The organism is Borrelia hermsii DAH (assembly GCF_023035675.1).
Classification (GTDB): Bacteria; Spirochaetota; Spirochaetia; order Borreliales; family Borreliaceae; genus Borrelia; species Borrelia hermsii.
The window spans coordinates 559755-585483 of sequence record NZ_CP073136.1 but is presented as its reverse complement, the minus strand read 5'-3'; the positions used below and the strand labels follow the sequence as shown (position 1 = coordinate 585483).

Here is a 25729-nt window from a genome sequence, read left to right as displayed (position 1 = left end):
ATTATATTTTATTAATCATCAATAATAAAATATAATTAAAATATAATGATATAAAAATATTAATTGTTGGGGATTTAATGCAAAAGTTAATGCTAAGAATAATACTAATACTAAGCATATGGGTTAATGCATTTGGAAGAAGCTCATACTCAGATAGAAAAATAGGATTTGGAGGGAGCATTGGAAATCCAATATTTAATTATATTATGTCATTCCCATTTATTGATCTTGAAATAGGCTATGGGGGAACTAATGGTATCAACCTGTCAAAAGACAAACTCAAATCAAAAATATATGATTTTAATATATTTGTACTCTCAGCCTTAGATTTAATATTTACAATACCATTAATAGAAAAATTATCTATTGGAACAGGAATTGGGAGCAATATACACATATCATCTCCCCAATCAAATTTCATAAATATGGAAATAGGATTTGGATTTAGAATTCCAATAGCTATTCTTTATGATTTAACAGAACAAATAGAATTAGGACTTAAAATAGCACCTTCAATAGAATTTGTATCAAACGCAAAATCCATTGCATATCATTACTTCTATGCAGGACTTAAAACAAATATAATGGGTGGAATATTCGTCAAATATTATATTTAAAATACTAAACTCAAATTATCTCCAAGTACTATGAAAAAATTCACCTCTCTTTGAATCAATTCTTTCAAAACTATGTGCACCAAAAAAATCTCTTTGAGCCTGAATTAAATTGGCTGGCAAATAATTAGTAGAATAAGAATCTAGAAAAGAAAGACTTGCATAAAATGCTGGCAAAGGTATTCCAATCTCACTAGCTTTTGAAACTATGCGCCTTAAAGATTTTTGATGATTTCTTATTATATCCAAAAAATAATCATCAAAAAGTAAATTAATTAGATGCGGGTTCTTATCATAAGCTAATTTAATCTTATCTAAGAAAACGCTTTTAATTATACAACCCTCTCTCCAAATCAAAGAAATCTTTCCTAAATTTAAGTCCCAAGAATAATTAACAGATGCACTCTTAAGCATCATAAAACCCTGAACATAAGCTAATATCTTGGAAACCAAAAGAGCATAATAAAGATCTAAAATCCAATCACTAAGATCGAATTCAGCAGAATCCACGTCCATTTTAAGGATATCACTAGCAATTACTCGTTCATGTTTTAATCCTGATAAAAACCTTGCAAATACAGATTCAAAAATCAAATTTGCTGGTACATTTAATTGTAAAGCTTCAATTGATACCCACTTACCAGTACCTTTTTGATTTGCAACATCTAAAATCTTATCAAGTAAATATTCATTATTTTCCTTATATTTTAAAATATTAGATGTTATTTCTATCAAATAACTAGAGAGATCACCTTCTCCCCACTTGTCAAATACTTCAGAAATTCTTAAATTATCTAAATTAAAAGCTCTCTTCATAAAAAAATATGCTTCACTAATGAGTTGCATATCTGCATATTCAATCCCATTATGAATCATCTTTACATAATGACCAGCTCCATTCTCACCAACATAAGCAGAACAAATATCCCCAACACTTGTCTTAGCAGCTATCTTATTTAAAATAGGCTCAATTAATCCATAAGCCTTTTTGCTACCACCATACATCAAAGAAGGTCCAAATCTTGCTCCCTTTTCACCACCTGAAATTCCAAGCCCTACAAAATAAATATCCTTAGAAGATAATCCCTGCTCTCTCCTTACAGTATCCTTATAATGAGAATTTCCACCATCAATAATAATATCGAATTTTTCAACTAAAGGTAAAATTTGTTCAATGACTTCATCCACAGCTGAGCTTAATATCATTAAAATAATCTTTCTAGGTTTTTTTAAACTTCCAATAAAAGTCTCAATATCTTTAAACCCATGAATTTTTTTATGAGCATTATTTACAAGGAAAATTTCCGTCTTATCACTATCTCTATTATAAACAGAAACGTTAAAACCGCTATCAGCAATATTTAACGCTAAATTGCTACCCATAACTCCCAGCCCATAAATACCAACATCCATAGTATTATCCCCTACACTAATTTTTTATTATAGACAAATTTATTTTATTCATTATTTTTAGATTATGATATATTATAAAAAAAGTAAAGATTAAAACAAATGCAAGACAGGAGAATTCTATGAAAAAACAATTTGATACAGAAGTTAATGATTTACTTTATTTAATCATACATTCTCTTTATTCTCATAAAGAAATATTTTTACGGGAATTAATATCGAATGCCTCTGATTCCATTGATAAACTTAAATTTTTAAGCCTAACAAACGAAAAATTTAAGGATATTAAACTAGAGCCAAAAATAGAAATAAGCTTTGACGAAAAACTCATTAAGATAAAAGATAATGGAATTGGAATGAACAGAGAAGACCTGATTAATCATCTTGGCACAATTGCAAAATCAGGCACTAAAGAATTTATAAACAATTTAAAAAAAGATGAGAAAAAAACCGCAAGCTTAATTGGACAGTTTGGGGTTGGATTTTACAGCGCTTTTATTGTATCAGACAAAGTTGAGGTTGTAACAAAAAAAGCCTTAGAAGATGTTGCCTACATCTGGTCTAGTGATGGCAAAACAGGATATGAAATAGATAAGGCAAAAAAAGATGAAAATGGAACTGAAATAACCCTTTATCTTAACGAAGAAGGAATTGAATATACCAACAAATGGAAAATCCAAGAGATTATCAAAAAATATTCAAATCATATAAGTTATCCTATCTTCATTAAGTACAAGGAACCTTTAATGAAGGATGGAAAGCAGGAGGGATTTGAAGATAAGGAAGAAAAACTAAACGACACAACAGCAATTTGGATAAAAAATAAAAATGAAATAACTGATGAAGAATACAATGAATTTTATAAAAATCTAACCTTTGATTATGAGAATCCATTAATTCATATTCACACAAAAGCTGAAGGAAGTATTGAGTATATAAATCTTTTCTATGTCCCAAGCAAAGCCCCTTATGATCTCTACTACCCAAATACTAAACCTGGTGTAAAATTATTCATAAATAGAATTTTCATTACAGATTCTGCTGATAGCTTACTTCCAAATTACCTAAGATTCATAAAGGGAATAATAGATTGTCAAGACTTACCCCTAAACGTAAGTAGGGAAATTTTACAGCAAAACAAAATATTGGCCAAAATAAAGGCATCTTCTGTAAAGAAAATACTTAGTGAACTTGAAAAGCTAAGTGAGACCGATCACTCCAAGTTCAATGAATTCTCTAAAGAATTTGGAAGATGTTTAAAAGAAGGAGTTTATTCTGACTTTGATAACAGAAACAAGCTCATATCCTTAATTAGATTTAAGTCTTCTCACATCGATGGACTTGTATCCTTAAAAGAATACAAAGAGAGAATGCCTGAAGGACAGAAAAGCATATACTATATAACAGGGGGGAGAGAAAATATACTTAAAATCAATCCGATTGTAAATGCTTATAAAGAAAGAGGATATGAAACTCTTATTATGGATGATGAACTTGATGAGGCTATTTTAAATTTCATCACAGAATACGATGGCATGAAGTTAAAAGCAATAAACAAAAATGAAACAAGTGATGAACTTAAAGACGAAAACTTCAAGCACATGGAAGAAGAATTCAAAGATACATTACTGAGGGTAAAAGAAATACTTAAAGAACATGTTAAAGATGTGTCACTATCAGCAACTCTAAAACAAGAACCATCAGCAATAATAATTGATAGTTCTGACCCCACTTATCAAATGCAAAGAATTATGATATCAATGGGACAAGAGGTCAAAGAAACAAAACCTATTCTTGAACTCAATCCAAACAATAAAATCATTCAAAATTTAAAAAATCTAGATGATGAAAACTTGGAAAAAATAAGCATCCTTCTTCTTGAAGAGGCAATGCTAACATCAGGCTTGCCAAGCAAAAATCCAAGTCAATTTATAAACATCATAAATGAAATATTAGAACAAAACATATAATACAAGTAAGTTCGCAAGCTTATGTTTGCGAACTTACTTCTTAACTCTAAGAACCAAATCCTTGCCCGCCTCAACAGGTTTAGTCTGAGATATCTTAGTTTTAACCTCCTCAGTTAAAGTAGTAGAAGAAGGTACAATATATTCAGAACCATCTTCAAGCTTTCCAAATACATACTCAATGCTTGAAACTTCATCAGAATTTGCAATAACAACAGGAGTAACTACTGACTCTGCATGGGCCTTTAAATACTCAAGGTCAAGCCTAATAATAACATCGCCCTGTTTGACGCTCATGCCCTCTTCAGCAACCCTTGTAAATCCTTTACCATTCAAATTAAGAGTATTAATACCAAAATGCACAAAAATTTCAACACCCTCTTTAGTTTCAAGGCTAAAGGCATGGTTGGTTTTAAAAATTTTACCAATATTCCCATCACAAGGCGCAACCAACTCACTTCCGGTTGGAATAATCGCAATTCCATCCCCAACTATCTTCTCAGCAAAAGCCTCATCTGGCACCTTATCAATTGAAACAACTTTCCCACTAACAGGTGCTATTAAGTCCAAAGTAGCAGACTTTTTAAAAAAACCTAAAAACCCCATAAACTAATCTCCTATATATTTATCTAAAAATTTTAAAGTCTCTGATTCTGACTTACTATTTAACACTTTATTTGCCAATTCACTTAAATCAGAAATTGTATACTGTCTTAGCAAATACTTAATTCGAAGTGAAGCACTAGGAACCATACTTAAAGATCTAAATCCAAGCCCAATAAGAATCAAAGCTCCAGCCTCATCTCCCCCAAGCTCACCACAAACAGAAACATCAATACCAGAACTATTACCAGCATCAAGAACATTCTTAATAAGCCTTAAGACAGCAGGATTATATTTATCATATAAATTTGATATCTTCTGATTACCCCGATCTACAGCCAAAGTATATTGGGTTAAATCATTAGTACCAATACTAAAGAAATCCAATTTGTCAGCAAACTCAGAAGCCACCAAAGCCGCTGAAGGAACTTCTATCATACACCCGACTTCCAAATTTTCATCAAAAGGCAAATTTCTAGACTTTAAATTCTCTTTAGCTTTATCTACAAAATAATTAATTATATCAATTTCCTCATATCTAGTAAGCATAGGAACCATGATTCTTATCTTGCCATAATGACTAGCCCTAAAAATCGCATTAAACTGACTTTGTATCAAATCCTCATAGTCCATATACATTCTAAGAGCACGATAACCTAAAAAAGGATTATCTTCCTTTGGAAAATTAAAATATGGAATCTCTTTATCTCCGCCAATATCAAGAGTACGAATAGTAACAACACCTTTCTTTTCAATAGTTTCTAAAACTCTCTTATAGGCTTCAAACTGTTCATCTTCTGTTGGCGGCTTTACAGACTCCATATATAAAAATTCTGTCCTAAAAAGCCCTATACCATCAAGACCATATTTATTAACATAAGAAATATCTGTAGGAGTTCCAATGTTAGCCTTAAGAGATATTTTAATACCGTCTTTTGTCTTTGCATCCTGGTTTTTTAATTCAAAAAGCTGTTTTTCATGCTCATTATGCTCCAATATCTTATGTGTATATTTATCAAGTTCACTGGATGAAGGACTAGAAATAATTATTGAAGACAGGCCATCAATTATTAAATGATCACCTTCTTTAATTTTAGCAATATCTAAAGGCGTCATCACAAGAGCTGGAAGTCCCATTGTCCTTGCCAAAATAGCAGCATGAGAAGTCTCACCACCAACTGCGGTCACAAATCCCTTAACATAATTTAAATCAACCTGCATTGTATCAGAAGGTGTTAATTCTTCAGTAATCAGAACTACATCTCTCTTAACCTCAGCAAGATCAGTCACCTGATCTAAGATATTTGCAATAAGCCTATTCCTAATATCTTTAAAATCAGAAACTCGCTCTTTTAAATAAGCATCTGTATATTCTTCTACACTTGCAATCAATTCTTTAAAGGATAGATATACAGCATAAGCAGCACCATAATTTTTATTCTTAATAAAACTTATAACAGAATCAGAAAGTTCATCATCCTCAATAACTAACATCTGCCCTTCAAAAATGCCTTCCTTATCAGCCCCAAGTTGAGCTACAACCTTTTTTGTGAGATCTTTAAGTACCGCTATAGCCTTTGACTTAGCATCATTAAATTTTTTTATCTCACTATCAATTTGAAAAGAAGCAATTTTTGATTTATCAATGAATTTATCAAAATCCTTCTTAATAAAAAGTGCTTCTCCTATACCTATCCCTTTAGATATTCTTTTCCCCGATAAAGTCATATCAACCTTCCACATCTACTCTTTAAAAGATTCAATGAGCTCAACAAGTTCAGTAACAGCCTTCTCTTCATCATCACCCTGAGCACAAACCATAAGCTTCTTGCCAGAAGATAATTCTAGGGTTTGTAATCGAAATAAACTTTTTCCACTAACAGATTTTCCATCAGCTTCAATAGTTATATCGCTAGTATATTCCTTAGCCTTTTTTACAAATGTTGACGCCGGTCTAACATGCAAGCCATTAACAGCTTTAATTGTAGCTTCTCTTTTAACCATAAGCTTAAGCCCCTTATTTGAATATTTATTTTTTGATTAAGTTATCAACAAATAAATATTATAATGCATAAAAACAAATTGATACATCAATTCCATTGCTTTTATATTAAAACTATGCCAAAAAACCGGCAATTATTTAATATTTAATAATGCTAATTTTTATAATACTATTGATAATACTAAAAATTAAATAATATATCGAAATAAAAATTTTTTATAAGTCTTAAACTTCTCTCCCCGAAGTTAAAGTTTTTAACATCTCTCATATTCCTATCTAGCATCTTAAGAGAATCTTCAATTTCAACTAGAGATAAAGGCAAAGATTTATTAAGAAGTAAAACTTGAGAATCCCTTAAAGTAATAACTTTGTCATTATAAAATATTTTCATCAGAAAATCACTTATAATATCTCTTTTAACATTCAAAAGAACGCAAATAAAAATAATGTTTACTTCTTCTAAAATATCAGATGAAAAAGTATCAACAAATATTTTGCTATAAAAACTCTTATTCCATAAATTCGTAATTGGAAATTTTAATTTATTTAAAAACAAAGTATGACGACTTTGTATGTAATCATCTCTGTTAATACTGTAAGCATTATAAGTATAAGTTTTTTTAGTCAAAATATTTTTAAATTCAAGCTGGGCATCAAGACTTAATAACAAAGGATATAAATCAAATACTGTGTTCTTATAATAAAATCCATTAGCAATATTAATGCTATTTAGATATATCCTATCATTCAGTCTTGAAATAAATTCATAAAATAACCTTGGAATGTTTCTCTCTCCAAATTGCAATATCGCATCATAAGTAACACAAGGTCCCATTTCCAAAAAATTACTCTTAAGAGAAACTTTATTAAATCTTTCAAAATTATTAATTATAAAAAAGTTATCAGAAATATCATTTTTCATAAAAATTGCAGCATTTTTATGAAAATCAATCTCATTATAAACTATATAACTGTTTGAATCTTCCTTAAACAAGCTAACAAGTGCATTAAAATTTTCTGGATAATATACCTTAACACCACTCATTTTCTCTCTAACTCTTCCAATCGCAAATAAAGATCTAAAAAAGTATTAACATCAAGACAATTACATTTTAATGTATTATAATATCCCAAAATATCAGTCCTAATTATAACCTTACGTTTTAAAAAATAGTGGAATAATAATACATTAGATGAAAAACAATTTGCACAAAAACCAAAATCATTTTCAAGTAAAACTTTAACCAATGTCTCATAAAAGGTTGTATTTTGCAAACCTTCAACAGTAATGATGCTGCGCCCATTTAACATAAAGGCCGGAACTAAAGATGAATATACAGGTTTTAAGTCTAAGAGCACCAATGAAAACTTTTTATTCATGTTTTCAATGAAATTTCGATCACCTGAATAAAAAATACTTATCAAAAGCTCTTTGGTACTTAAAGGAAGTTCAATACTTTTTGAAAGACTCTCTCCATTCAAATTAAAGCTAATTAGTATCAATTCGTACGCTCCAACTATTTAGAATATCCTTAAGATCAATAGGGGTTTTACATATGTTAAAGTCAAAAGCCTGAATTAAAGCTGTTCTAATTGCAGAAACAGATGCAACAAATAATACTCTAAAAGAAAAAACAAATTCACCATCTTCAATAAACTCAAGCTCCACGGAATCAACAATATCATAAGTAATATTTCCAAAAACATAGTCAACTGCCAAGCTAAAAATTGAAAATGCACGTTTATTATTTATTCTAAGTTTATCAAACTTACCATTTTCAACAAAAAAATTCACATTACTAAATATAATATTAAAAGAACTTATTCCTACATCAATCTCAAGAGAACAAGCAACATTAAACCTCTTGCCTATATCTACAACAAAGTTTTGACCAACTACAACAGGATATTCTCCTTTAAAATCCTCACCAATCATCACGACAAGCTCATCCTTCATAGCTAAAACCTCTCTTTCAATGAGATAAGATTCTTTGATCAATGCACTATAAGGTTCAACATCCTCTCCAAAGGCATCACTAACAATAAAATTAACATTATCATAAGATAAGCTAAAAGTCCTAGCTAAAGTATTCCTTAAATAGTTTATTAAGTTGACATCTATCACTCTATAAGGAATAGATACGTCTAATTTATCCTTATGCAAACTCATAGAAACAGTCTGATTGCCACTTAAGAAAGCAGAATCTAGATTAGGGTCTAGATTTAAAAAGGCAAATCCTATACCTTTTCTTCTCACATCAAAAATATTATATTCATTATTTAAGCTTATAGAAGATGACTTGCGCATGATAGAATTTTTCAAATCCATCTCCTTAAAAAGCTTTAAAAAAATATTATATTCACCCTTAACATAGCTGAGTAAATAACTAAGAGGTTCAATTGACAAACTGACTGCAAGATTATAAAAGTTTGAATAAATAAAATTATAAACAGAGCTCTCAAAGAAGAAATAATTGTCATAAAAAAATATAGCATTACTCTTAGTCGATATGAAATTAATATGTACACACACATCAAAAAATAAATTACTAAAAATATGCCTGAGGCAATCAAAATAAAATTTATATAAAAAGTTTAATGGTCTGTCGATTTCAAGATCTAACATAATCTTAGCAAGCCTATTTTCTACTGATAAATAATTAACAGCTGAAAACTTTAAACTTAAGGATTGTGCCATTAAAAAATGTCTTTTATAATAAATAACATTAACTTTTTGCCCAAGTTTCTTAGCAATTATTATACCTTGTAAGACAGCATTAAAAGAAACTGGAAACAAACCATTCAAACAATCATTATTAATAGGATTAATAATAATCTTATCGAAAGCAATACAAAAATTATTACTAATAATTTGCTTTACAAGTGCAATATTATCAAGGTCTGCATCAATGATTAAACTATCGCCTTTAAAGCACACTCTAACTAAAAGAATATCACTGCAATAATTTAAATAATCTGAAAACTCATAATAAGAATTATGAATTTTAAATTCACCTGATTCTTTCACTCTTGAATCAAAATAAACATCATTCTGCTCAATGTCTTTTAATTCAAAATCAATGCTTTCTTCTGCTCCTAATAAAGAATCTAAGCTCTCAGAATATAAAACTACAGGAATTTGTCCTTCAAAATCTATTTTATTATCAAAAAGTTTTAAATCAAATTCATTAGAATCAACAATATCAATAAACTTTAAGATAATATCATCTTTATAACTTATATAAAAAACCTGATCTTTATATTTATCTGAAAGTCTAAAATCATCAATAATAGAATTGTTGATATTGCAACAAACTGGCAAAGCCCAAACTTCATCCATATTCTCTAACTTCATAAACAACTTAAGTAAAATAAGAAGTCAAAAATTTATAATTTACCTTCTATTTCTATAATTATGTCATAATACCAACAAAATTACTATTGCAAATCAAAACATGATGCAATAATTAAAATATGGATCTCAACGCTGAAATCATTTTTACACTGTTACATATTTTCTTTTGATAAATTTTAAAAACTATGGTAACATTAAATTTAGAATGAATGTCAAATAATATCAATAGGGTGTTTATGGGTAAAGGCAAAAAGATACTTCCAATACTCTCTAGAATTCTTATGCTATTTTCGTGCACATTACTTTTTGGAGAGCCCAAAAAAAATGCAAGTGACTATATAATAAATCACTCAAAAATTTATATCCCCAAAGAAGATTTAAACGAAGATTTCAACAATGAAGAAGGGATGATTTACCATAAGAAAAACAAAATTTTAAAAGACAACAAATCAAATGCATCAAATAAAAAATCAAATAAACTTAAATTTAAAGATTCAGAACAAATTCAAATATCAGACAACAGACAAGCAATAAATAGTATCTTAACAAACGAAGAGTTACAATACCAACAAAATTTAAACACAAATGATTTTTACTCAGAACAAGACAATATAAATGATTGGTTTATAGAAAATATAGATAACTTAAAACTTAGAATTGAAAACTATGAGAAAAAAATAGAAAATCTAGAAAATCTTTTAAGGCAAAAAAACATAAAATCAATTGAAAAAAAGAACGAAGAATACGAAATTCTAACAAAAAATTTAAAAGAAGAAATTAAAAAAATAAAAAAATTAATTAACGAAAAAGAAAACTTACTTAATCATGCTCTTCAATCAACAAACAATACTTACAACAAAGCTCAAGAATATGAAGAGAATCAAAACGAATATATATCAAATGAAGAATATAACTATCCATCTGAAGAGAACAGATACGATATGTATGCTCAAGAACAAGAATATTTTAATTCAGAAACCCAAGCACTAAATGAACTTAACGATAAAATTAATAATAACAAAGATGCTCTTAACAACAATATCCACAGACTAAATGAGCTTAACGATAAAATTAATAACAATAAAGATGCTCTTAACAACAATATCCACAGACTAAATGAGCTTAACAATAAAATCAACAACAACAAAGAGACTCTTAAAGATGCTCTTCATAAGAACACTCACAAATTAAGTGAACTCGATAATAAAATCAATAACAACAAAGAGACTCTTAAAGATGCTCTTCATAAGAACACTCACAAATTAAGTGAACTTGATAATAAAATCAATAACAATAAAGAGACTCTTAAAGATGCTCTTCTTAAGAACACTCACAAATTAAGTGAACTTGACGATAAAATCAATAACAACAAAGAGACTCTTAACAATAATATTCAACGACTAAGTGACCTTGACGATAAAATCAATAACAACAAAGAGACTCTTAACAATAATATTCAACGACTAAGTAACCTTGACGATAAAATCAATAACAACAAAGAGACTCTTAACAATAATATTCAACGACTAAGTGACCTTGACGATAAAATCAATAACAACAAAGAGACTCTTAACAATAATATTCAACGACTAAGTGACCTTGACGATAAAATCAATAACAACAAAGAGACTCTTAACAATAATATTCAACGACTAAGTGACCTTGACGATAAAATCAATAACAACAAAGAGACTCTTAACAATAATATTCAACGACTAAGTGACCTTGACGATAAAATCAATAACAACAAAGAGACTCTTAACAATAATATTCAACGACTAAGTGACCTTGACGATAAAATCAATAACAATGAAGATACCTTACTAGCATTTCAAAAAGAATTAATAGATTTAAAAAACAATCATGGCACTAGCTTAAAAAATATCGAAAACAATTTATCTTCAATAGAGAAAGTAATAAATATACTAAAAGACAAAATTGATAAAAATGAAGAATTATACAAAGAAAACAAAGATATAATTCAACAAAAGCAAGACAAAATAAATACATTGGATAAAAAATTAACGGACAATGAAAATACTATCCTAACACTTAAAGAAGAATTTGCAAAACATAAAAACAAAGATCTCTTAACTCGCGAAAATAAAAAATCACAATACAAAAAAAATGAATTTTATCCTAACAATGAAAAAACAACACATAAAAATGTCGTGATAAAAACTGCTGAATTCCAAATATATCCAGATACACATTTAAATAACTATAATTTTAAAGATCAAAGTAGTGAATTTGATTTTAAAAAATCTAACGGATATTACATTGAAGTAGAACCAACAAAAAACTTATATAGAGCAAAAGAAATTTACAGACTAATCCCAAAATATAATGTTAAAACCCATTTCATCAACCCATCATTAAAACATAAAGAAAAATTTTTCAGAAACCTAATAAAAGTAGAGCATACAAATGAAATAATTACTCTATATAAAAATCTAGCATCAGAATTTAAAAACATAAGAATAATAAAATAAATTTAATCATCTAAATCCACAAAATCCTTAATATCAAAAAGACTGAAGGTCTTAATACCCAAATTATTGGCTTTTTGCACTTTTAATCCAAACTTTTCTCCAACAAGTAAAAAATCTAAACACTTAGTAACTGAACGGCTGAAAACAGCACCTTTCTTAGTAAGCTTTTCAATAAGTACATCCCTAGAATACCCTTTAAAAGAACCTGTAATGCAAAATTTTTTACCAAATAAAAAGGAATCATACACAGCATCATTAGTATTATCTTCCTCCATTTTCAACCCTAATTCTTTAAAAAAATTAAACTTATCAAGAATAGTCTTATCATTAAATGCTTCAATAATATTTAAAGCTATCCTCTCCCCTATTCCCTTAATCTTTAAAAGTTTGGCAAGAGCAGCCTCTTTATTTTTGCAAAGAGTACTAATTGTATCAAACGAGTTTAAATTGTTATTAATTAGCACTAATATTGTATTCTCTCCAAGGTCTTTAATTCCCATACCAAGAAGCAACTTTCTAAACGGCCTACTTTTACTGTCTTCAATTGAACGCTTTAAGTTATTTATTCTCTTAAGATTAAAACCCTTTAGATTAATAAGCCTATCACAATTAAAAGTATAAAGCTCGACTTCTGAAGATATAAACTTCTTTTCAAAAAGGAACTCTATTGTTTTCTCCGAAAGTCCTACAATATTCATGCATTTCTTACTACAAAAATATTTTACCTGTTCAATTATTCGACAAGAACAATGTCTATTTACACAAAAAAGATGTGCACCCTCTTTTATTAAAGTCATTTTACACGAAGGACAATTACTAGGAATTTTAAAACTACCAACCGCAAGCTTTTCTATCACCAAGTCAACAGCAGGAATCACATCCCCACGTCTTGAAATCACAACAATATCTCCAACATTTAAACCAACAAAATCTATATAATCTTGATTATGCAGACTTGCATTAGTAATAGAAGCCCCAGCAACAAGCACTTTTTCTACATGTGCAACAGGGGTAATCTTCCCGCTGCGGCCAACCTGAACAACTATGTCTACCACTTTGCTCATACCTGTGCAAGATTCAAACTTATAAGCTATTGACCACTTTGGATGATGAGAAGTAGATCCCAAAATTTTCCTTAAAATAAAGCTGTCAATCTTCAGCACAACACCATCAATTTCATATTCAAAAGAATCTCTTAAGGCCTCTATCTTTTTAACATGAGCAATAATACCTGCTTCTAAGTTTTTGCCACCAAAAAATTCACAAAAAGGATTAACTTTAAATCCAAATTGCTTAAGTTTGTCAAAAGCATCATGACTAGTATTCAGTTTCAAACTAGAATATAAAATATCATAAACAAAAATATCTAAAGGAAAATTAGCAACTTCTTTACTACTTATTCTTCTCAATATACCTGAGGCTAAATTTCTAGCATTAACATAAGGATTTTTTAATGTGCGATTTATTTTCAAAAAATTTTCCTTAGTAATATAAATCTCACCCCGCAACACTAATTCAATCTTTTCATCAATACGCAAAGGAACATTTCTAATTGTTTTAACATTTTCAGTAACATCATTACCAACCCTTCCATCTCCCCTAGTCAAAGCTTTCTCAAGTATCCCATCTTTATAATGGAGAACAATTGAACACCCATCAATTTTAGGTTCAACTGAAATACCAGTATGCAATCCTGAGATAGCACTCTCTAGCACCATCTTCTCAATCCACAATGATAATCCCTTAATATCATAAGTTTTATCCAAACTTAATATAGGGAAAGAATGTTTAACTTCTTCAAAATCATTTAAAAGATCGCTACCAAACCTAAAAGTGGGGGAATCCAAGGTTTTATATTCAGGATATTTACTTTCCAAATCCTGAAGTCGCAAAAGAGCTTTGTCATAAGTCAAATCACCCACACTGGGTGAAGAATCGACATAATACTCTCTGTTCCATCTTTTAATGATATTTTTCAAACGTAAAATTTCATCTTCTACATCTTCGATCATAAATTTGACATCGAACTTAATTGAAAGCTCAAGTTACATTTTAACAAAATAATGAAAATAAAAATATAAATTTTCAGGGATAAGTTCTTGAGTAATAAACTCATTCATCTTAAAATCTAAAGTAAAATACAATATAGATAATCATACATAATATCTTTATTTGTATTAAATGATTTTTAATATGTTATTATGTTAAAATTAAGTAAGGAGTGAGGTTTGGAAGAGAATAGAAAGGCCTTGGTAGTTGATGATTCTATTTTTATGCGAAAAAACTTAATTAAGATATTGAAAAAATTAGGCTTTAGCGAATTTTTTGAAGCAGAAGATGGAATACAAGCTATTAAAGAATTTGAGAAACAGGAAGAAATTCACCTGATAACCCTTGATATAACAATGATGGGCATGGATGGCATTACGACCCTTGAGAAAATAAATGAAATTAACAAGAGCCTTGCCCGCAAAATAAATGTATTGATGGTTACAGCTCTCGGAAAGCAAGAACTCATTGCAAAAGCTTTAGAACTTGGAGCAAAAGGGTATATTACAAAACCTTTCGGAGAAGATCAAATAGCAGGACAGATAAAAAAATTATACTAGGAGAAAATCCTTGATAACAAAAGAAGAAATCTATAAAAAAACACAAATCAACACATCAAGTCCTATATCAATATTAGTAATGCTTTATGAGAAAGCAATACAAGATCTAGAAATTGCCAAAGAATTTTATAAAAGCGAGGATCCAAACAGTACAGCAAAGGCCGATGAAAAAGTTTACCATGCACAAGATATCATCATTGAATTAATGTCTACATTAAATTTTGAAGATGGTGGGGAAATTTCAAATAACTTATTCTCAATATATTCCTTTTTGAGCAAAACATTAGAAAGTGTTACATTGGAAAAGAATAGGGACAATATTCAAGAAGTCTTAAAGCACCTTAAAAATCTGCACACAGCTTGGAAAACATTACTTAAAAAAGATAATAATATTACTAACAAAAAATTAGGGATCAACATTGTCAGCTAATAGAATACTAAAAATATATTTAAAAGATCTAATACTTGAACTAAAAAAACTAAAAGCCATCCTAGAATTTGAAAACGAAGAAATCAATAAAGGAATTCTAGACACATTAAATATTACAAATCCTGCAAAGGATTTAATTTTAAATTCAATTAAGAATTATTATGTAAGCATAAATTCATGGCTAAAGGGACAAGAGCAAATACAAGAAGACGTTAGAAAATCAATTGAGGACACTTGCTTATTAAAAGAAAAAATATGCATTCAATACCAAAATACATGCAAAACCTTAAAAGAGCTATTTGTTCAAAAAACAACAATACCAAAAACTCAATTTTCTAAAAGTCTCTTTAACTACAATAATCCAATTATAGTAGATGTCAAGATATGAAAGAAATTTACCTAATCGACGCTTTAAATATAATATTTAGAAATTATCATGCAATGAAAAACAACCCTTTAACAAATAGTAAAGGGGAAAACGTTAATGCATTTATTGGATTTTTCAAAACTCTTTTTTTTATAATAAAAGAAAAAAATCCAGAAAATTTAATTGTAGCCTTTGATTCCGAGACACAAACATTTAGGCAACAAAAATATCCAAGTTACAAAGCAACAAGAGATGCTCCTCCAGATAATTTGATCCCACAAATCCATTGGATAAAAGAAGGTCTACTAAAAGCAAACATTCCATTCTTTGAAAGACAAGGATACGAAGCTGATGATCTTATAGCCAGCTTTGCAAAAAAAGCAGAACGCAACAATTACTTAACTTATATCATTTCCCCAGACAAAGATTTATTGCAATTAATGTCAGATCAAACCAAAATACTTAAAATAGAGAATAGTAGCTTTGTGAAAATGGATAATGATTATGTTATGCAAAAATTTGGAGTAAACACATCCCAAATCAAAGATTATTTATCCATTGTTGGAGACAGATCAGATAATATACCAGGTATCAAAGGAATTGGAGGAAAAGGAGCCGTCAAGCTACTAAATGAATTTCAAACATTAAAAGGAATATACGAAAATATAGATTCTATTAATAATAGATACAAAGAAATCCTATTAAGAGAGATAAAAAATGCCTTTTTAAGTTATGAACTTATCAGTCTTGTAGAAGATCTAGAATTGCCGGCACTTGAAGAATTTAAACTGGAAAACTTGAAAGAAGACGTCCTTTCACTATTTGAGGAATACTCTGCAACGACCCTAATTAAATCTTATAAGGCTATATTAAAAAAAAGACATGTTACAAATCAAACACAAGGGACTTTACAAACAACATCATATTTAAATACTCTTAAAACAATACAAGAAGAAAATATTAAATACGAAACAATATTAACAAAAGAACAACTTGACTTACTAATAGAAAAACTAAAAAAAACAAGCTATGTATCAATAGATACAGAAACAACTTCTACTAATGTCTATGAAGCACAAATACTCGGTATTTCGGTTTCATTTAAAGAATTTGAAAGCTACTATATTCCCATAGAAACTAAAGAAAAAAAATCTATCGAAAGAGAATACATAACACAAAAATTCAATGAATTTTTTAAAACAAAACCTAAATTAATTGGCCAAAACTACAAATTCGATTACAAAATATTTACAAGACATGGATTTAACGCAATACCCCCCTATTTTGATACAATGATAGCAGCATATGTTATTGATCCAAACACAAAAGTATCCCTTGACTTTTTATCAGAAAAGTATTTAATGCATAAAAATATCAAGTACCAAGAAATAGTATCACAAAATGGTACTTTGAAAGATATACCACTTGAGACAGTCTCTAATTATGCTGCTGAGGATGCTGATATTACTTTCAGATTATTTAAAATCTTCGCAAAAAAACTCAAAGAAGATAATCTTGAAAGCCTAATGATAGACGTAGAAATGCCATTTAGCAATGTTATTACAGAAATGGAAGAAAATGGAATTTACCTTGATAAAGATTATCTAAGACAATATAGCCAAGAACTTACCAAAGAATTAAAATTAATTGAAAATGAAATAATACAAAGTATAGGTATTAAATTTAATCTAAATTCAAGCAAACAGCTGTATAGGGTATTATTTGACGAACTAAAGCTGGTACTACCCCCAAATGTCAAAAAACATTCAACAAGTATTAAAGTACTAGAGGCAATAAAAGATCAACATGAATCTATACCAAAAATCATACAATATAGAAAAATCTCAAAGTTAAAAAACACATATACGGATAATTTAATAAAGTTTATAAACGCAAAAACAAATAAAATACACACAAACTTTATACAAGCAAAAGCAGCAACGGGACGCATTTTAAGCACCGCACCTAACCTACAAAATATTCCAATCAAAGATGAAAAAGGACGCAAAATAAGAGAAGCATTCAAACCCAAGGAAGGCAATCTTTTTATTTCTGCCGATTATTCACAAATTGAACTTGTCATACTAGCACACTTCTCAGAAGACGGAGCACTTATTGAAGCATTTAAAAATAAAGAAGACATTCACATCAAAACAGCATCGCAACTTTTTAAAGTAGACACAGACAAAGTAACGCCTTCCATGAGAAGGGTAGCAAAATCAATTAATTTTGGAATAATTTATAACATGTCAGCCCATGGGCTCTCACAAGAATTATCTATTAAAAGAGAAGAAGCCCAAAAGTTCATCGATTCATACTTTAATCTTTATTCTAAAATAAAAATTTTTATACAAAATCGAATAGATTTTGCCAGAAAAAATGGATACAGTGAAACTCTTCTTAAAAGAAGAAGATATATAAAAGAAATTAATAGTCAAAATCACTCGGAACGCTCAGGAGCTGAACGAATAGCAATAAATAGTACAATACAAGGAAGCGCATCTGATATAATGAAAATCGCAATGGTCAGAGTATATAATGAATTTAAAAGTAAAAATCTCAAATCAAAAATACTCTTACAAGTACACGACGAGATACTAATCGAATCACCTAAGCAAGAATGTGAAGAAGCAAAAACAATAATCAAAGAAATGATGGAAAATGCTTATCCTTTAAAGCTTCCTTTAAGGATAAATATTGAGACTGGAAAATCATGGGGAGAAATTCATCGATAATTGGCATAACTGGTAGAATATCAACTGGTAAAGATACCGCTTCAAAAATCATTTGCAGTAGGTATGGCTTTCATGAAATAAATGTAGATAAAATTGGACACATAGTCCTACAAGCAAAACAAGATAGAGTAGTTAAGATATTTGGCAAAAAAATATTAAATAATAAAAATGAAATAGAAAGAGTAAAACTTCGAAATATTGTATTTAACGACAGGGAAAAACTAGAAAAATTAGAAGCAATAACACATCCCGCTATATACAAAGAAATAGAACAAATAATATTAAAGAATGAATTTGATAAAATCATAATTAATGCTGCATTACTTTTTAAATTAAATATTGCAAAGTTCTGCGGGCATATATTTATAATAAAAGCAAATGATGAGATAATAAAGAAAAGACTAAGAGCAAGCCGCAACCTTGATGAAAATTTGGTTATCAATATCCTTAAGTGGCAAGATGATATTTTTTTAAATAAAAATATTCTAAATTCAAAAATAATAAATATAATTAACAGTAAGAGCTATGAGCATCTAGAAAAAGAGATTAGGGCAAAGATGAAAGAGGTCACATAGATGAAAGATTTTAATGAAAATAACAATAAAGGATTTTTAGTAGCATTAACTTCAATTGTAATCGTTTGTACAATTATATTTCTTGGAATAATTATTTTCTTTCCAAATAAAAACTTAGCCTCCGACATTGCAAGTAAAAATATTATTTTACAAGAAACAAAAGATGAAAAAGTTATAGAACATGAAAATAATAAAAAAGCCTTATCAATAACTGAAAAGCCAAATGAAATTATAATTGATCTCACACAAAATCCCACACAAGATAAAAATTTGAGTAGTAGCATAAATCAAAATAATAAAAAAATTATTACTAAAAAAGAACCACAAGTCATAAATAAACATGAACCTACAAAAACACACATAAAGAAAAACACATCTCAAAAAACTCAAACCATTGCAAAAACGGATCAAGAAACCAAAAAAGAACAAAACTATAATAAATTTGAAAACAAATATGACCCTCGAAAGGAATACTACATACAATTTGCATCACTCTCAGATCCAATCTCTGCTGACAACAATATTCAAGAATTAATGAAATATAAAATACATGCAAAGATTTATTCAGCAACAGTAAATGATAAAGACACTTATAGGGTCAGATCTGGGCCTTACAAAACCATATCAGAGGCTAAACTTGATCTTAAGAAAATATCAGGATCAAGTGAATTTAAAGATGCTTATATATTAACTATTAATAAATAAATTAAAATTAGAGACATACTTGTGATATTTCTCTAAATAAATATCATGCATACTAGCATTAAAAGATATAACCTGTTTAAATTTAGCAAGCTTTTTAAATGCCTTATCCAAACTATCAAACTCCCCTAAGCAACAAAAAGCTAAGATCGCATTACCGATAATCTCAGAATGTTTAAATTCAAAAATCTTTAAATCCCTACCAATAATATTAGCTTTTAGCTCATTTAAAAACAAATTATCCGAATTAGAACCACTGACAAAAATATCTAAGACATCTCTTTTAAAAGATTTAAGCTGAAGTATTTTATTGTAAAAGGAGAAATAAGAAAACTCAAGCATTGCAGCTCCTATCTGTAAAGGATTATCTACTTTGCCAAAAATACCTTTACTCAAATCATCTCTTACTTGCAAATCTATTAAAACATGGTCGGAGAAAAGCTCCCTCTTGCTTAGATAAAAATAAACATCACCTAAATCATATGCCTTAGCAATGTCTTCAAGAAATTCTTCAAACGACTTTTTATTTTTAAACAATCTATCTTTAAGTAATTGTAATAAGTATCCAGAAGGCACTATTCTTCCAATAACAAATAAATTATCTAAAAAATAAGGATACTCCAAAGAAAAGCCTGACAAATATGCATCTGAGACAAAATTAAAACCCTCACTTGTACCTGTCCTATTAGATACAATTCCAGAAAAGAATGCCCCACTTCCAACAAGCACGCTTAAATAATCAATTCCAGCATTAATTACCTCTATACCACTATCAATGCCAAATTCAATACTCGCACCATTAGTAACCCGACCAGCAATCTCTCCCATCTTTAAGAAAGGGGGGAATTTATTTGTATCAAGATTATACTCTCTTATCTCAAGATTATTCCAAATAAAAGGGATATAAGACAAACTTGGATAGCTTGTAATCAGATTACCTGTAAGCAAATAAATAAAATATTCAAAACAAGATACAAAATATCTAACCTTACCATAAATTCCCCTCTCAAGTGTACTAAGAACAAGGGGTAAAAAAGCCGATTTCCCTTTAAAGTTATCAACCACCTTAGAAGAATTCCAATGTAAAACTTCCAAAGGAACTAAATCTGAATCAAGAGCTATCAGACATGGAGAAATGCCACTAATAGAAATACAATCTATTTTTTTATGCCTAAAATTAGAAATTACTCTCTTTAAAGCAAAAAGCCATATTTTGTAATCAAAGTTCTCAAAATCGACACTAAAATACTCAAAATAATTTACATCAAAACTCTCTAAAACCCCATGATGAGAATTAACTAAAGCAGATTTCAAAGTACTAGTACCAATATCAATACTGAGTACATCCATCAAACTAACTCTTAGAAATTAAAGCTTGAATATCATGACTTCTATCAAGAATTTTTTGCAAACTAACCCTATTGTGAATTGCAAAAATTGCACCTGCAAAAAGATGCGCAACATTAGCTTCATAATACCAAGGTTTACTAATAAGTCTATCATCATGATAAACGGCATTTGTTCCAATTATCTTATAAAAATAGCCTTCCTCATAAGCTTTATCAAAATATCTAATTGCATTCCCATTAAAAAATGGCAGACTTATTGCACATATAATCTTTTTAGCTCCCATACTTTTTAACAGTTTCACAGCCTTAATAAAAGTCCCACCAGTAGCCAACATATCATCACTCATAAAAACATTCTTACCCTCAACATCTCCTAAAAGCTTAGTAACAGAAATATTAGAATCATTAACATTGTGTGTTACCTTTGAATAATCCCTTTCCTTATAAAGCAAAGCTAAGGGCCTTTTAAGACTAGATGCAAAAAACTTGTTCCTATTAACAGCTCCCGTATCAGGAGAAACAACTACTAAATTTGAATCTCTAATATCTATTAATTCAGCTAAAGCATCAAAAATTTCATAAGATGCATTTAAATTCTCAAAATACGTTTTTCTAAAAACATTTTCAATAGCTTTTGAATGAATGTCTAATGTTAAAATATGCTTAACTCCTAATTCCTCCAGAAACCTCCCAACAAGACTTGCTGTTAATCCTTCTCTTGAATGCTTCTTATCTTGCCTTGAGTAAGGATAAGAAGGAACAATAACGCTCACAGAATTAGCCTTAGCCTGCTTGCAGGCATCTATTGTAGTCATCAAATTCATTAAATGATCATTAATTGTCATTACTACTTTTTCATTATTATTTACATTAACTGGATAAGTATTAGAAACATCTTGCACAATAAAAATATCTTTATTTCTTATGGTTTTTAAAATTTCTGCTTTAAATTCACCATTAGCAAACTTAACAAAACTCACAGGAATTTCCATAGCCTCATCAAATCTTGAGTTAGAAAATCCAAACCCTTCTAAAAAAGGAGACAAAATTCCTTCAAGTTTTAAAACATCTTCTTTTAAACAATGAGAAGTTTGCGAAATTTTTTCAATAACTTTACTCTCAGTATCTAAAAATATTTTCTTTAGCTCTTCCATTATTTTATCTGCAAATACCCTCCCACCAGGACAGGCAATAATTCCTATTGATTTTTTAATAAGCAAACTCAATTTTCAAACTCCCTATTTTGACAGAAAATCTTTATTTTATTGTCATCTTATTGTACATTAATTCAAATAATTCACACAAGCTTAAGAAAGATCTATAAAGTTAAAACAGTAAAAATATTCATCATGAGTAAATTAAAAACTAAATAATGCAAAAATTTATTTGTTATCTAGATAACTTCAAACTCAAACCCTATACCAACCTTAAAATCAGAAAATTTATTATTATGAATATTCCAACAATAATATCCCTCAAGTGCCAAGAAAGCAAATGTAGCCCTTGCTCCAAGATCCCAACCAAACATATCAAATTCATTCAAGATAGAATCAACAATAGCGGTAGCCATATTAGCTCTAGGCCCTGTAAATAATGCAACAGATCCAATGAAAAAGTCTAACCTTGTATAAAACCTAGATTCAATAGCCGCAATGAATGAATGAATATCATTCAATCGTCCTTTACGATTAACGCACCTAAATACATTAAAATTAAATCCAAGTTCAAAACCAAGTGAACAGAAATCATCAAATCTTGCTCCCATTTGAGCATGTCCCCCATAAGTCAAACCAGTCTTAGAAATATTAACCATATCCGCAAAATCTTTAATGATCTTCTCTCTCTCCAAATCAGACATACTATTCTCAAGTCTTTCGCCAACATCTAAAGCCGTATTATAAAAGTTTGAAATAGTACTTACCGGAAAATCCAAACCAAACCCCAGATTAAGTTCAAATTTAACATCCGTGAAAGCATTGCTTGTAACAAAGATCAACAAGCTTAAAAATAAAATCTTTATCTGCATAATATTTAACTCCTCCCAAAATACTTAAATGAAATTGCACATTAAGCTCATGGAACAACAAATATCAAAATTAGTACAAAACAATTTTTAACTTTGATCCTTCAAAACGGATGATACTATCTCACTTGCATTAGAAGGAACTGAATATTTGAATTCCTTATATTTTAAGATATACTTCTTCGCATTTTCTATATCCTTTTTTAAATGATAAATATAAAAAACATTAAATAACGCTTCTTGATTAGCGGGCACTACCTCTAAAGTGCTTAAATAAAATTTTAAAGCCTCTTCCAATTTATCCTTTCTAAAGGATAAATAAGCTTTTAAATTAATCAACAAAATATTATTTGGATCATTTTTCAATAAAGATTCTAGCTTTAACTCAGCCTCATCATATTTCTTTAAATTGATGTAAGCCAAAATAAAATTATAACTAGATGCATCATTCGCATTAGGATTAAATTTAATAGCTTGTTCATAAAGTAAAACTGATGCCTGATTATTACCAAGTTCCTCATTTAATTTGGCAAGCTTATAATACTCATCCGAGATAGCTTGATAATCTTGAGAAAAAGTTTTACAAGATAATACAAAATAAAAAAGAAATAAAAATAATTCCTTATACACTTAAAGCAAAACCTGAATACTAGATTAGTATAAATATTAAATAAAATATCAATCAATATTGATGCCTAAATAATTATTGGAATCTCAAATCCAAGCCCAACCCTTAAGTCTCTATATTTAAAATCATTAATAGAAAATAATACTGATGATTCCAAATTAATAAAGGCTAGTCTCAATCTAAGACCCGTCTCAATAACGCTAAAAGGATTAGTTACTACAGCATTATCACTTAAATTCCCAACATAAATAGGATCTACAACTAAAGATCTATCACCAAAGCCTGAAAATAAAGTAGCTGCTAAATAATAAATATCATATTTCATGAATAATCTTGGCATTATTCCTAAGCCCAAATTAACAGGATAGGAAGCCTTTAAAAGGTTTAAATTGGGTGCAATCATCCTTCCAAGATTCACACCAAACCCAAGTTCAAATCCATAATAAAAATTACTGGAAGCAATAGGAAGACCAATCTGAAAATAACCTTGAAAACCAGCACTAAATAAAGGTGACAACTTTTGCCGCAAAGCATTATTTAAAACACTCCCTGGTATAAAAACTTCCTTCCATAATCTCATAAAATCATCGTGACTATCAATTCCAAATTCACTTAATTGTCCAAATAACACTTCCTGTAGCTCAATAGCACGTTCTGTTGTTTCTCCCAAAGTAGCTAAAAGCTTTTTCATATTCAATCCAGCTTCATCCAACTTTTTAAGTGTAGACCTTTTGTCTAACTTTTTTAGTTCAGTCAAAAATTTTCTTAAATCATGACTACTATTTAAAAGTGCACCTAGCTCATCCAAATCAGATTCTTCCATTTTACTCAGTTGTGAATCTTTATTTTTCCTCCCCCTATACAATGTCTTAAAAATACCTAAATTTTTTTTAAAAGAAACATATAAATCAGATGCACTATCCTCAAATGCACTCCAACGAGGAAAAAAATTATTTCTAAAATTTTGCAATATAGGGAATAATTCAGAACTTAGCAACTTATCGAAAACTGTACCAGTCTTTCTATTAAATAAAGAAAGTGACTCAAGACTAATTTGTGTGCTAAAACCTGCTGAGAAATACAAAACTTTAGCATAAGATGTACTAAAAAACAAGAATAATATAATAACAATCAAAAATTTCTTCATCCATTAAACCCTTATTAAACAAAAATTATTTAATAACTAAATTATAATAACCTTTATTGCAAAAAAATACAATGCAATTTAAAAAACACAATTGCATTGTAATATAAGCTTAAAAGCAAATCAATAAAGAAGGATTCATATAATATTTAAGAATCCTTCTAAAATAACTAAGTCAAAAACTAAAATTAAAGCTTTTCTTGGTCATACTTATTAAATATATGTTCTGTTAAATATTTGCCAACTGACCTTTTTTCTTGAACAAGCTTAGATATTATATTAAAATGTCTTGGTTCAATTTTGAAATATTTATAAGCTCTTCCGTCTTTAAAAAATACAGAAAGTTCAGACAAAGCAGAATCATAATCAACTTGACATATCTTGCTTAATTCATGAGATATTGTTAAAGTATTCAAACTTATATCCTCCAATGGTTATTCTTAGGAGTATAAAATATAAAGTAAAGAAAGAGTAAATTTATTAAATGTTAAGTATTTTTAATCAATAAAATCAAAATTTACTAAAAAAATTTACTAAATGATATATTCCTTATAATTAACTGTATATCTTTTAATACAACTTAGTCAAGTAAGTCTGCAAATAACTGGATTCTCTCACAAAATCCAATAAAAAATGATCAGATTTTATTACACAAATAAAAAATTAAAATTAACAAACAAAACAATATCTTTAACATCAAACATTCTTCCATAATTATGCAATA

General features: G+C 28.9%; 23 protein-coding genes. 9 read left to right on the top strand and 14 right to left on the bottom strand.

Annotation, left to right across the window (positions count from 1 at the left end; genetic code table 11):
• Positions 1–77: 77 nt before the first annotated feature.
• Positions 78–617: a BAPKO_0422 family outer member beta-barrel protein gene (locus bhDAH_RS02830; protein WP_012422319.1), complete on the top strand. Its 540-nt coding sequence runs from the start codon at positions 78–80 to the stop codon at positions 615–617.
• 15 nt (positions 618–632) lie between these two features.
• Here the strand turns inward: bhDAH_RS02830 and gnd are convergent, their stop codons facing one another.
• Entirely contained in the window at positions 633–2027 is a 1395-nt protein-coding gene (gene gnd, locus bhDAH_RS02825; protein WP_012422318.1) for a decarboxylating NADP(+)-dependent phosphogluconate dehydrogenase, read from the bottom strand.
• 119 nt (positions 2028–2146) lie between these two features.
• On the opposite strand from gnd, the gene htpG reads away from it, so the two are divergent.
• Positions 2147–3994 carry a molecular chaperone HtpG gene (htpG, locus tag bhDAH_RS02820; RefSeq protein ID WP_012422317.1) on the top strand — a complete coding sequence of 616 codons (1848 nt, stop codon included), beginning with the start codon at positions 2147–2149 and terminating at the stop codon, positions 3992–3994.
• 33 nt (positions 3995–4027) lie between these two features.
• On the opposite strand, the gene crr is transcribed toward htpG, so the two are convergent.
• The 6 genes from crr to bhDAH_RS02790 form a co-directional block, all read right to left on the bottom strand.
• Positions 4028–4597, bottom strand: a complete 570-nt coding sequence (crr, locus tag bhDAH_RS02815) for a PTS glucose transporter subunit IIA (RefSeq protein ID WP_012422316.1) — start codon at positions 4595–4597, stop codon at positions 4028–4030.
• A 3-nt stretch (positions 4598–4600) separates the two neighbouring features.
• The gene (gene ptsP, locus bhDAH_RS02810; RefSeq protein ID WP_043924524.1) at positions 4601–6322 is read right to left on the bottom strand and encodes a phosphoenolpyruvate--protein phosphotransferase; all 1722 of its coding nucleotides are present in this window, start codon (positions 6320–6322) and stop codon (positions 4601–4603) included.
• Between the two features lie 15 nt (positions 6323–6337).
• A complete protein-coding gene (locus bhDAH_RS02805) occupies positions 6338–6598 on the bottom strand; it encodes an HPr family phosphocarrier protein (RefSeq protein WP_012422314.1) in 261 nt (86 codons plus the stop codon).
• A 179-nt stretch (positions 6599–6777) separates the two neighbouring features.
• Positions 6778–7641, bottom strand: a complete 864-nt coding sequence (locus bhDAH_RS02800) for an FAD binding domain-containing protein (RefSeq protein ID WP_012422313.1) — start codon at positions 7639–7641, stop codon at positions 6778–6780.
• Positions 7638–8099 (bottom strand): hypothetical protein, encoded by a 462-nt coding sequence (locus tag bhDAH_RS02795; protein ID WP_012422312.1) that lies wholly within the window; start codon positions 8097–8099, stop codon positions 7638–7640. The genes bhDAH_RS02800 and bhDAH_RS02795 overlap by 4 nt, the downstream gene beginning before the upstream one ends.
• Complete coding sequence (locus tag bhDAH_RS02790; RefSeq protein ID WP_043924459.1) at positions 8086–9951, bottom strand: PH domain-containing protein; 1866 nt, start codon at positions 9949–9951, stop codon at positions 8086–8088. Before bhDAH_RS02790 ends, bhDAH_RS02795 begins: the two co-directional genes overlap by 14 nt.
• Before the next feature lie 236 nt (positions 9952–10187).
• Between bhDAH_RS02790 and bhDAH_RS02785 the strand changes: the two genes are divergently transcribed.
• The gene (locus tag bhDAH_RS02785) at positions 10188–12443 is read left to right on the top strand and encodes a hypothetical protein (RefSeq protein WP_043924458.1); all 2256 of its coding nucleotides are present in this window, start codon (positions 10188–10190) and stop codon (positions 12441–12443) included.
• Positions 12444–12445: 2 nt separating this feature from the next.
• Here bhDAH_RS02785 and ligA read toward each other — a convergent pair whose 3' ends face one another.
• On the bottom strand, positions 12446–14455 hold the full coding sequence (ligA, locus tag bhDAH_RS02780; RefSeq protein ID WP_012422309.1) for an NAD-dependent DNA ligase LigA: 2010 nt from the start codon (positions 14453–14455) through the stop codon (positions 12446–12448).
• A gap of 216 nt (positions 14456–14671) precedes the next feature.
• Here ligA and bhDAH_RS02775 point away from each other — a divergent pair, with 216 nt between their 5' ends.
• From bhDAH_RS02775 to bhDAH_RS02750, 6 genes are read left to right on the top strand one after another with little or no spacing between them, the layout of a single operon-like run.
• Positions 14672–15052, top strand: a complete 381-nt coding sequence (locus bhDAH_RS02775) for a response regulator (RefSeq protein WP_012422308.1) — start codon at positions 14672–14674, stop codon at positions 15050–15052.
• Between the two features lie 10 nt (positions 15053–15062).
• Positions 15063–15482: a flagellar export chaperone FliS gene (gene fliS / locus bhDAH_RS02770; protein WP_012422307.1), complete on the top strand. Its 420-nt coding sequence runs from the start codon at positions 15063–15065 to the stop codon at positions 15480–15482.
• Positions 15472–15870 carry a hypothetical protein gene (locus bhDAH_RS02765; protein WP_012422306.1) on the top strand — a complete coding sequence of 133 codons (399 nt, stop codon included), beginning with the start codon at positions 15472–15474 and terminating at the stop codon, positions 15868–15870. The genes fliS and bhDAH_RS02765 overlap by 11 nt, the downstream gene beginning before the upstream one ends.
• Positions 15867–18584, top strand: a complete 2718-nt coding sequence (gene polA / locus bhDAH_RS02760; RefSeq protein WP_012422305.1) for a DNA polymerase I — start codon at positions 15867–15869, stop codon at positions 18582–18584. The genes bhDAH_RS02765 and polA overlap by 4 nt, the downstream gene beginning before the upstream one ends.
• A complete protein-coding gene (gene coaE / locus bhDAH_RS02755) occupies positions 18563–19159 on the top strand; it encodes a dephospho-CoA kinase (protein WP_012422304.1) in 597 nt (198 codons plus the stop codon). The genes polA and coaE overlap by 22 nt, the downstream gene beginning before the upstream one ends.
• On the top strand, positions 19160–19864 hold the full coding sequence (locus bhDAH_RS02750) for an SPOR domain-containing protein (protein ID WP_012422303.1): 705 nt from the start codon (positions 19160–19162) through the stop codon (positions 19862–19864). It begins immediately after the preceding gene.
• Here bhDAH_RS02750 and bhDAH_RS02745 read toward each other — a convergent pair.
• From bhDAH_RS02745 to bhDAH_RS02720, 6 genes are all read right to left on the bottom strand, one after another.
• Positions 19847–21211, bottom strand: a complete 1365-nt coding sequence (locus bhDAH_RS02745) for an FGGY-family carbohydrate kinase (protein ID WP_043924457.1) — start codon at positions 21209–21211, stop codon at positions 19847–19849. The genes bhDAH_RS02750 and bhDAH_RS02745 overlap by 18 nt on opposite strands.
• Positions 21212–21215: 4 nt before the next feature.
• Positions 21216–22436 (bottom strand): ribose-phosphate pyrophosphokinase, encoded by a 1221-nt coding sequence (locus bhDAH_RS02740; protein WP_012422301.1) that lies wholly within the window; start codon positions 22434–22436, stop codon positions 21216–21218.
• Positions 22437–22603: 167 nt separating this feature from the next.
• On the bottom strand, positions 22604–23239 hold the full coding sequence (locus tag bhDAH_RS02735) for a hypothetical protein (protein ID WP_043924456.1): 636 nt from the start codon (positions 23237–23239) through the stop codon (positions 22604–22606).
• Positions 23240–23323: 84 nt separating this feature from the next.
• Complete coding sequence (locus bhDAH_RS02730; RefSeq protein ID WP_012422299.1) at positions 23324–23863, bottom strand: tetratricopeptide repeat protein; 540 nt, start codon at positions 23861–23863, stop codon at positions 23324–23326.
• A gap of 65 nt (positions 23864–23928) precedes the next feature.
• The gene (locus tag bhDAH_RS02725) at positions 23929–25008 is read right to left on the bottom strand and encodes a hypothetical protein (protein WP_012422298.1); all 1080 of its coding nucleotides are present in this window, start codon (positions 25006–25008) and stop codon (positions 23929–23931) included.
• A gap of 185 nt (positions 25009–25193) precedes the next feature.
• Positions 25194–25421 carry a KTSC domain-containing protein gene (locus bhDAH_RS02720; protein WP_025375539.1) on the bottom strand — a complete coding sequence of 76 codons (228 nt, stop codon included), beginning with the start codon at positions 25419–25421 and terminating at the stop codon, positions 25194–25196.
• Positions 25422–25729: the final 308 nt, after the last annotated feature.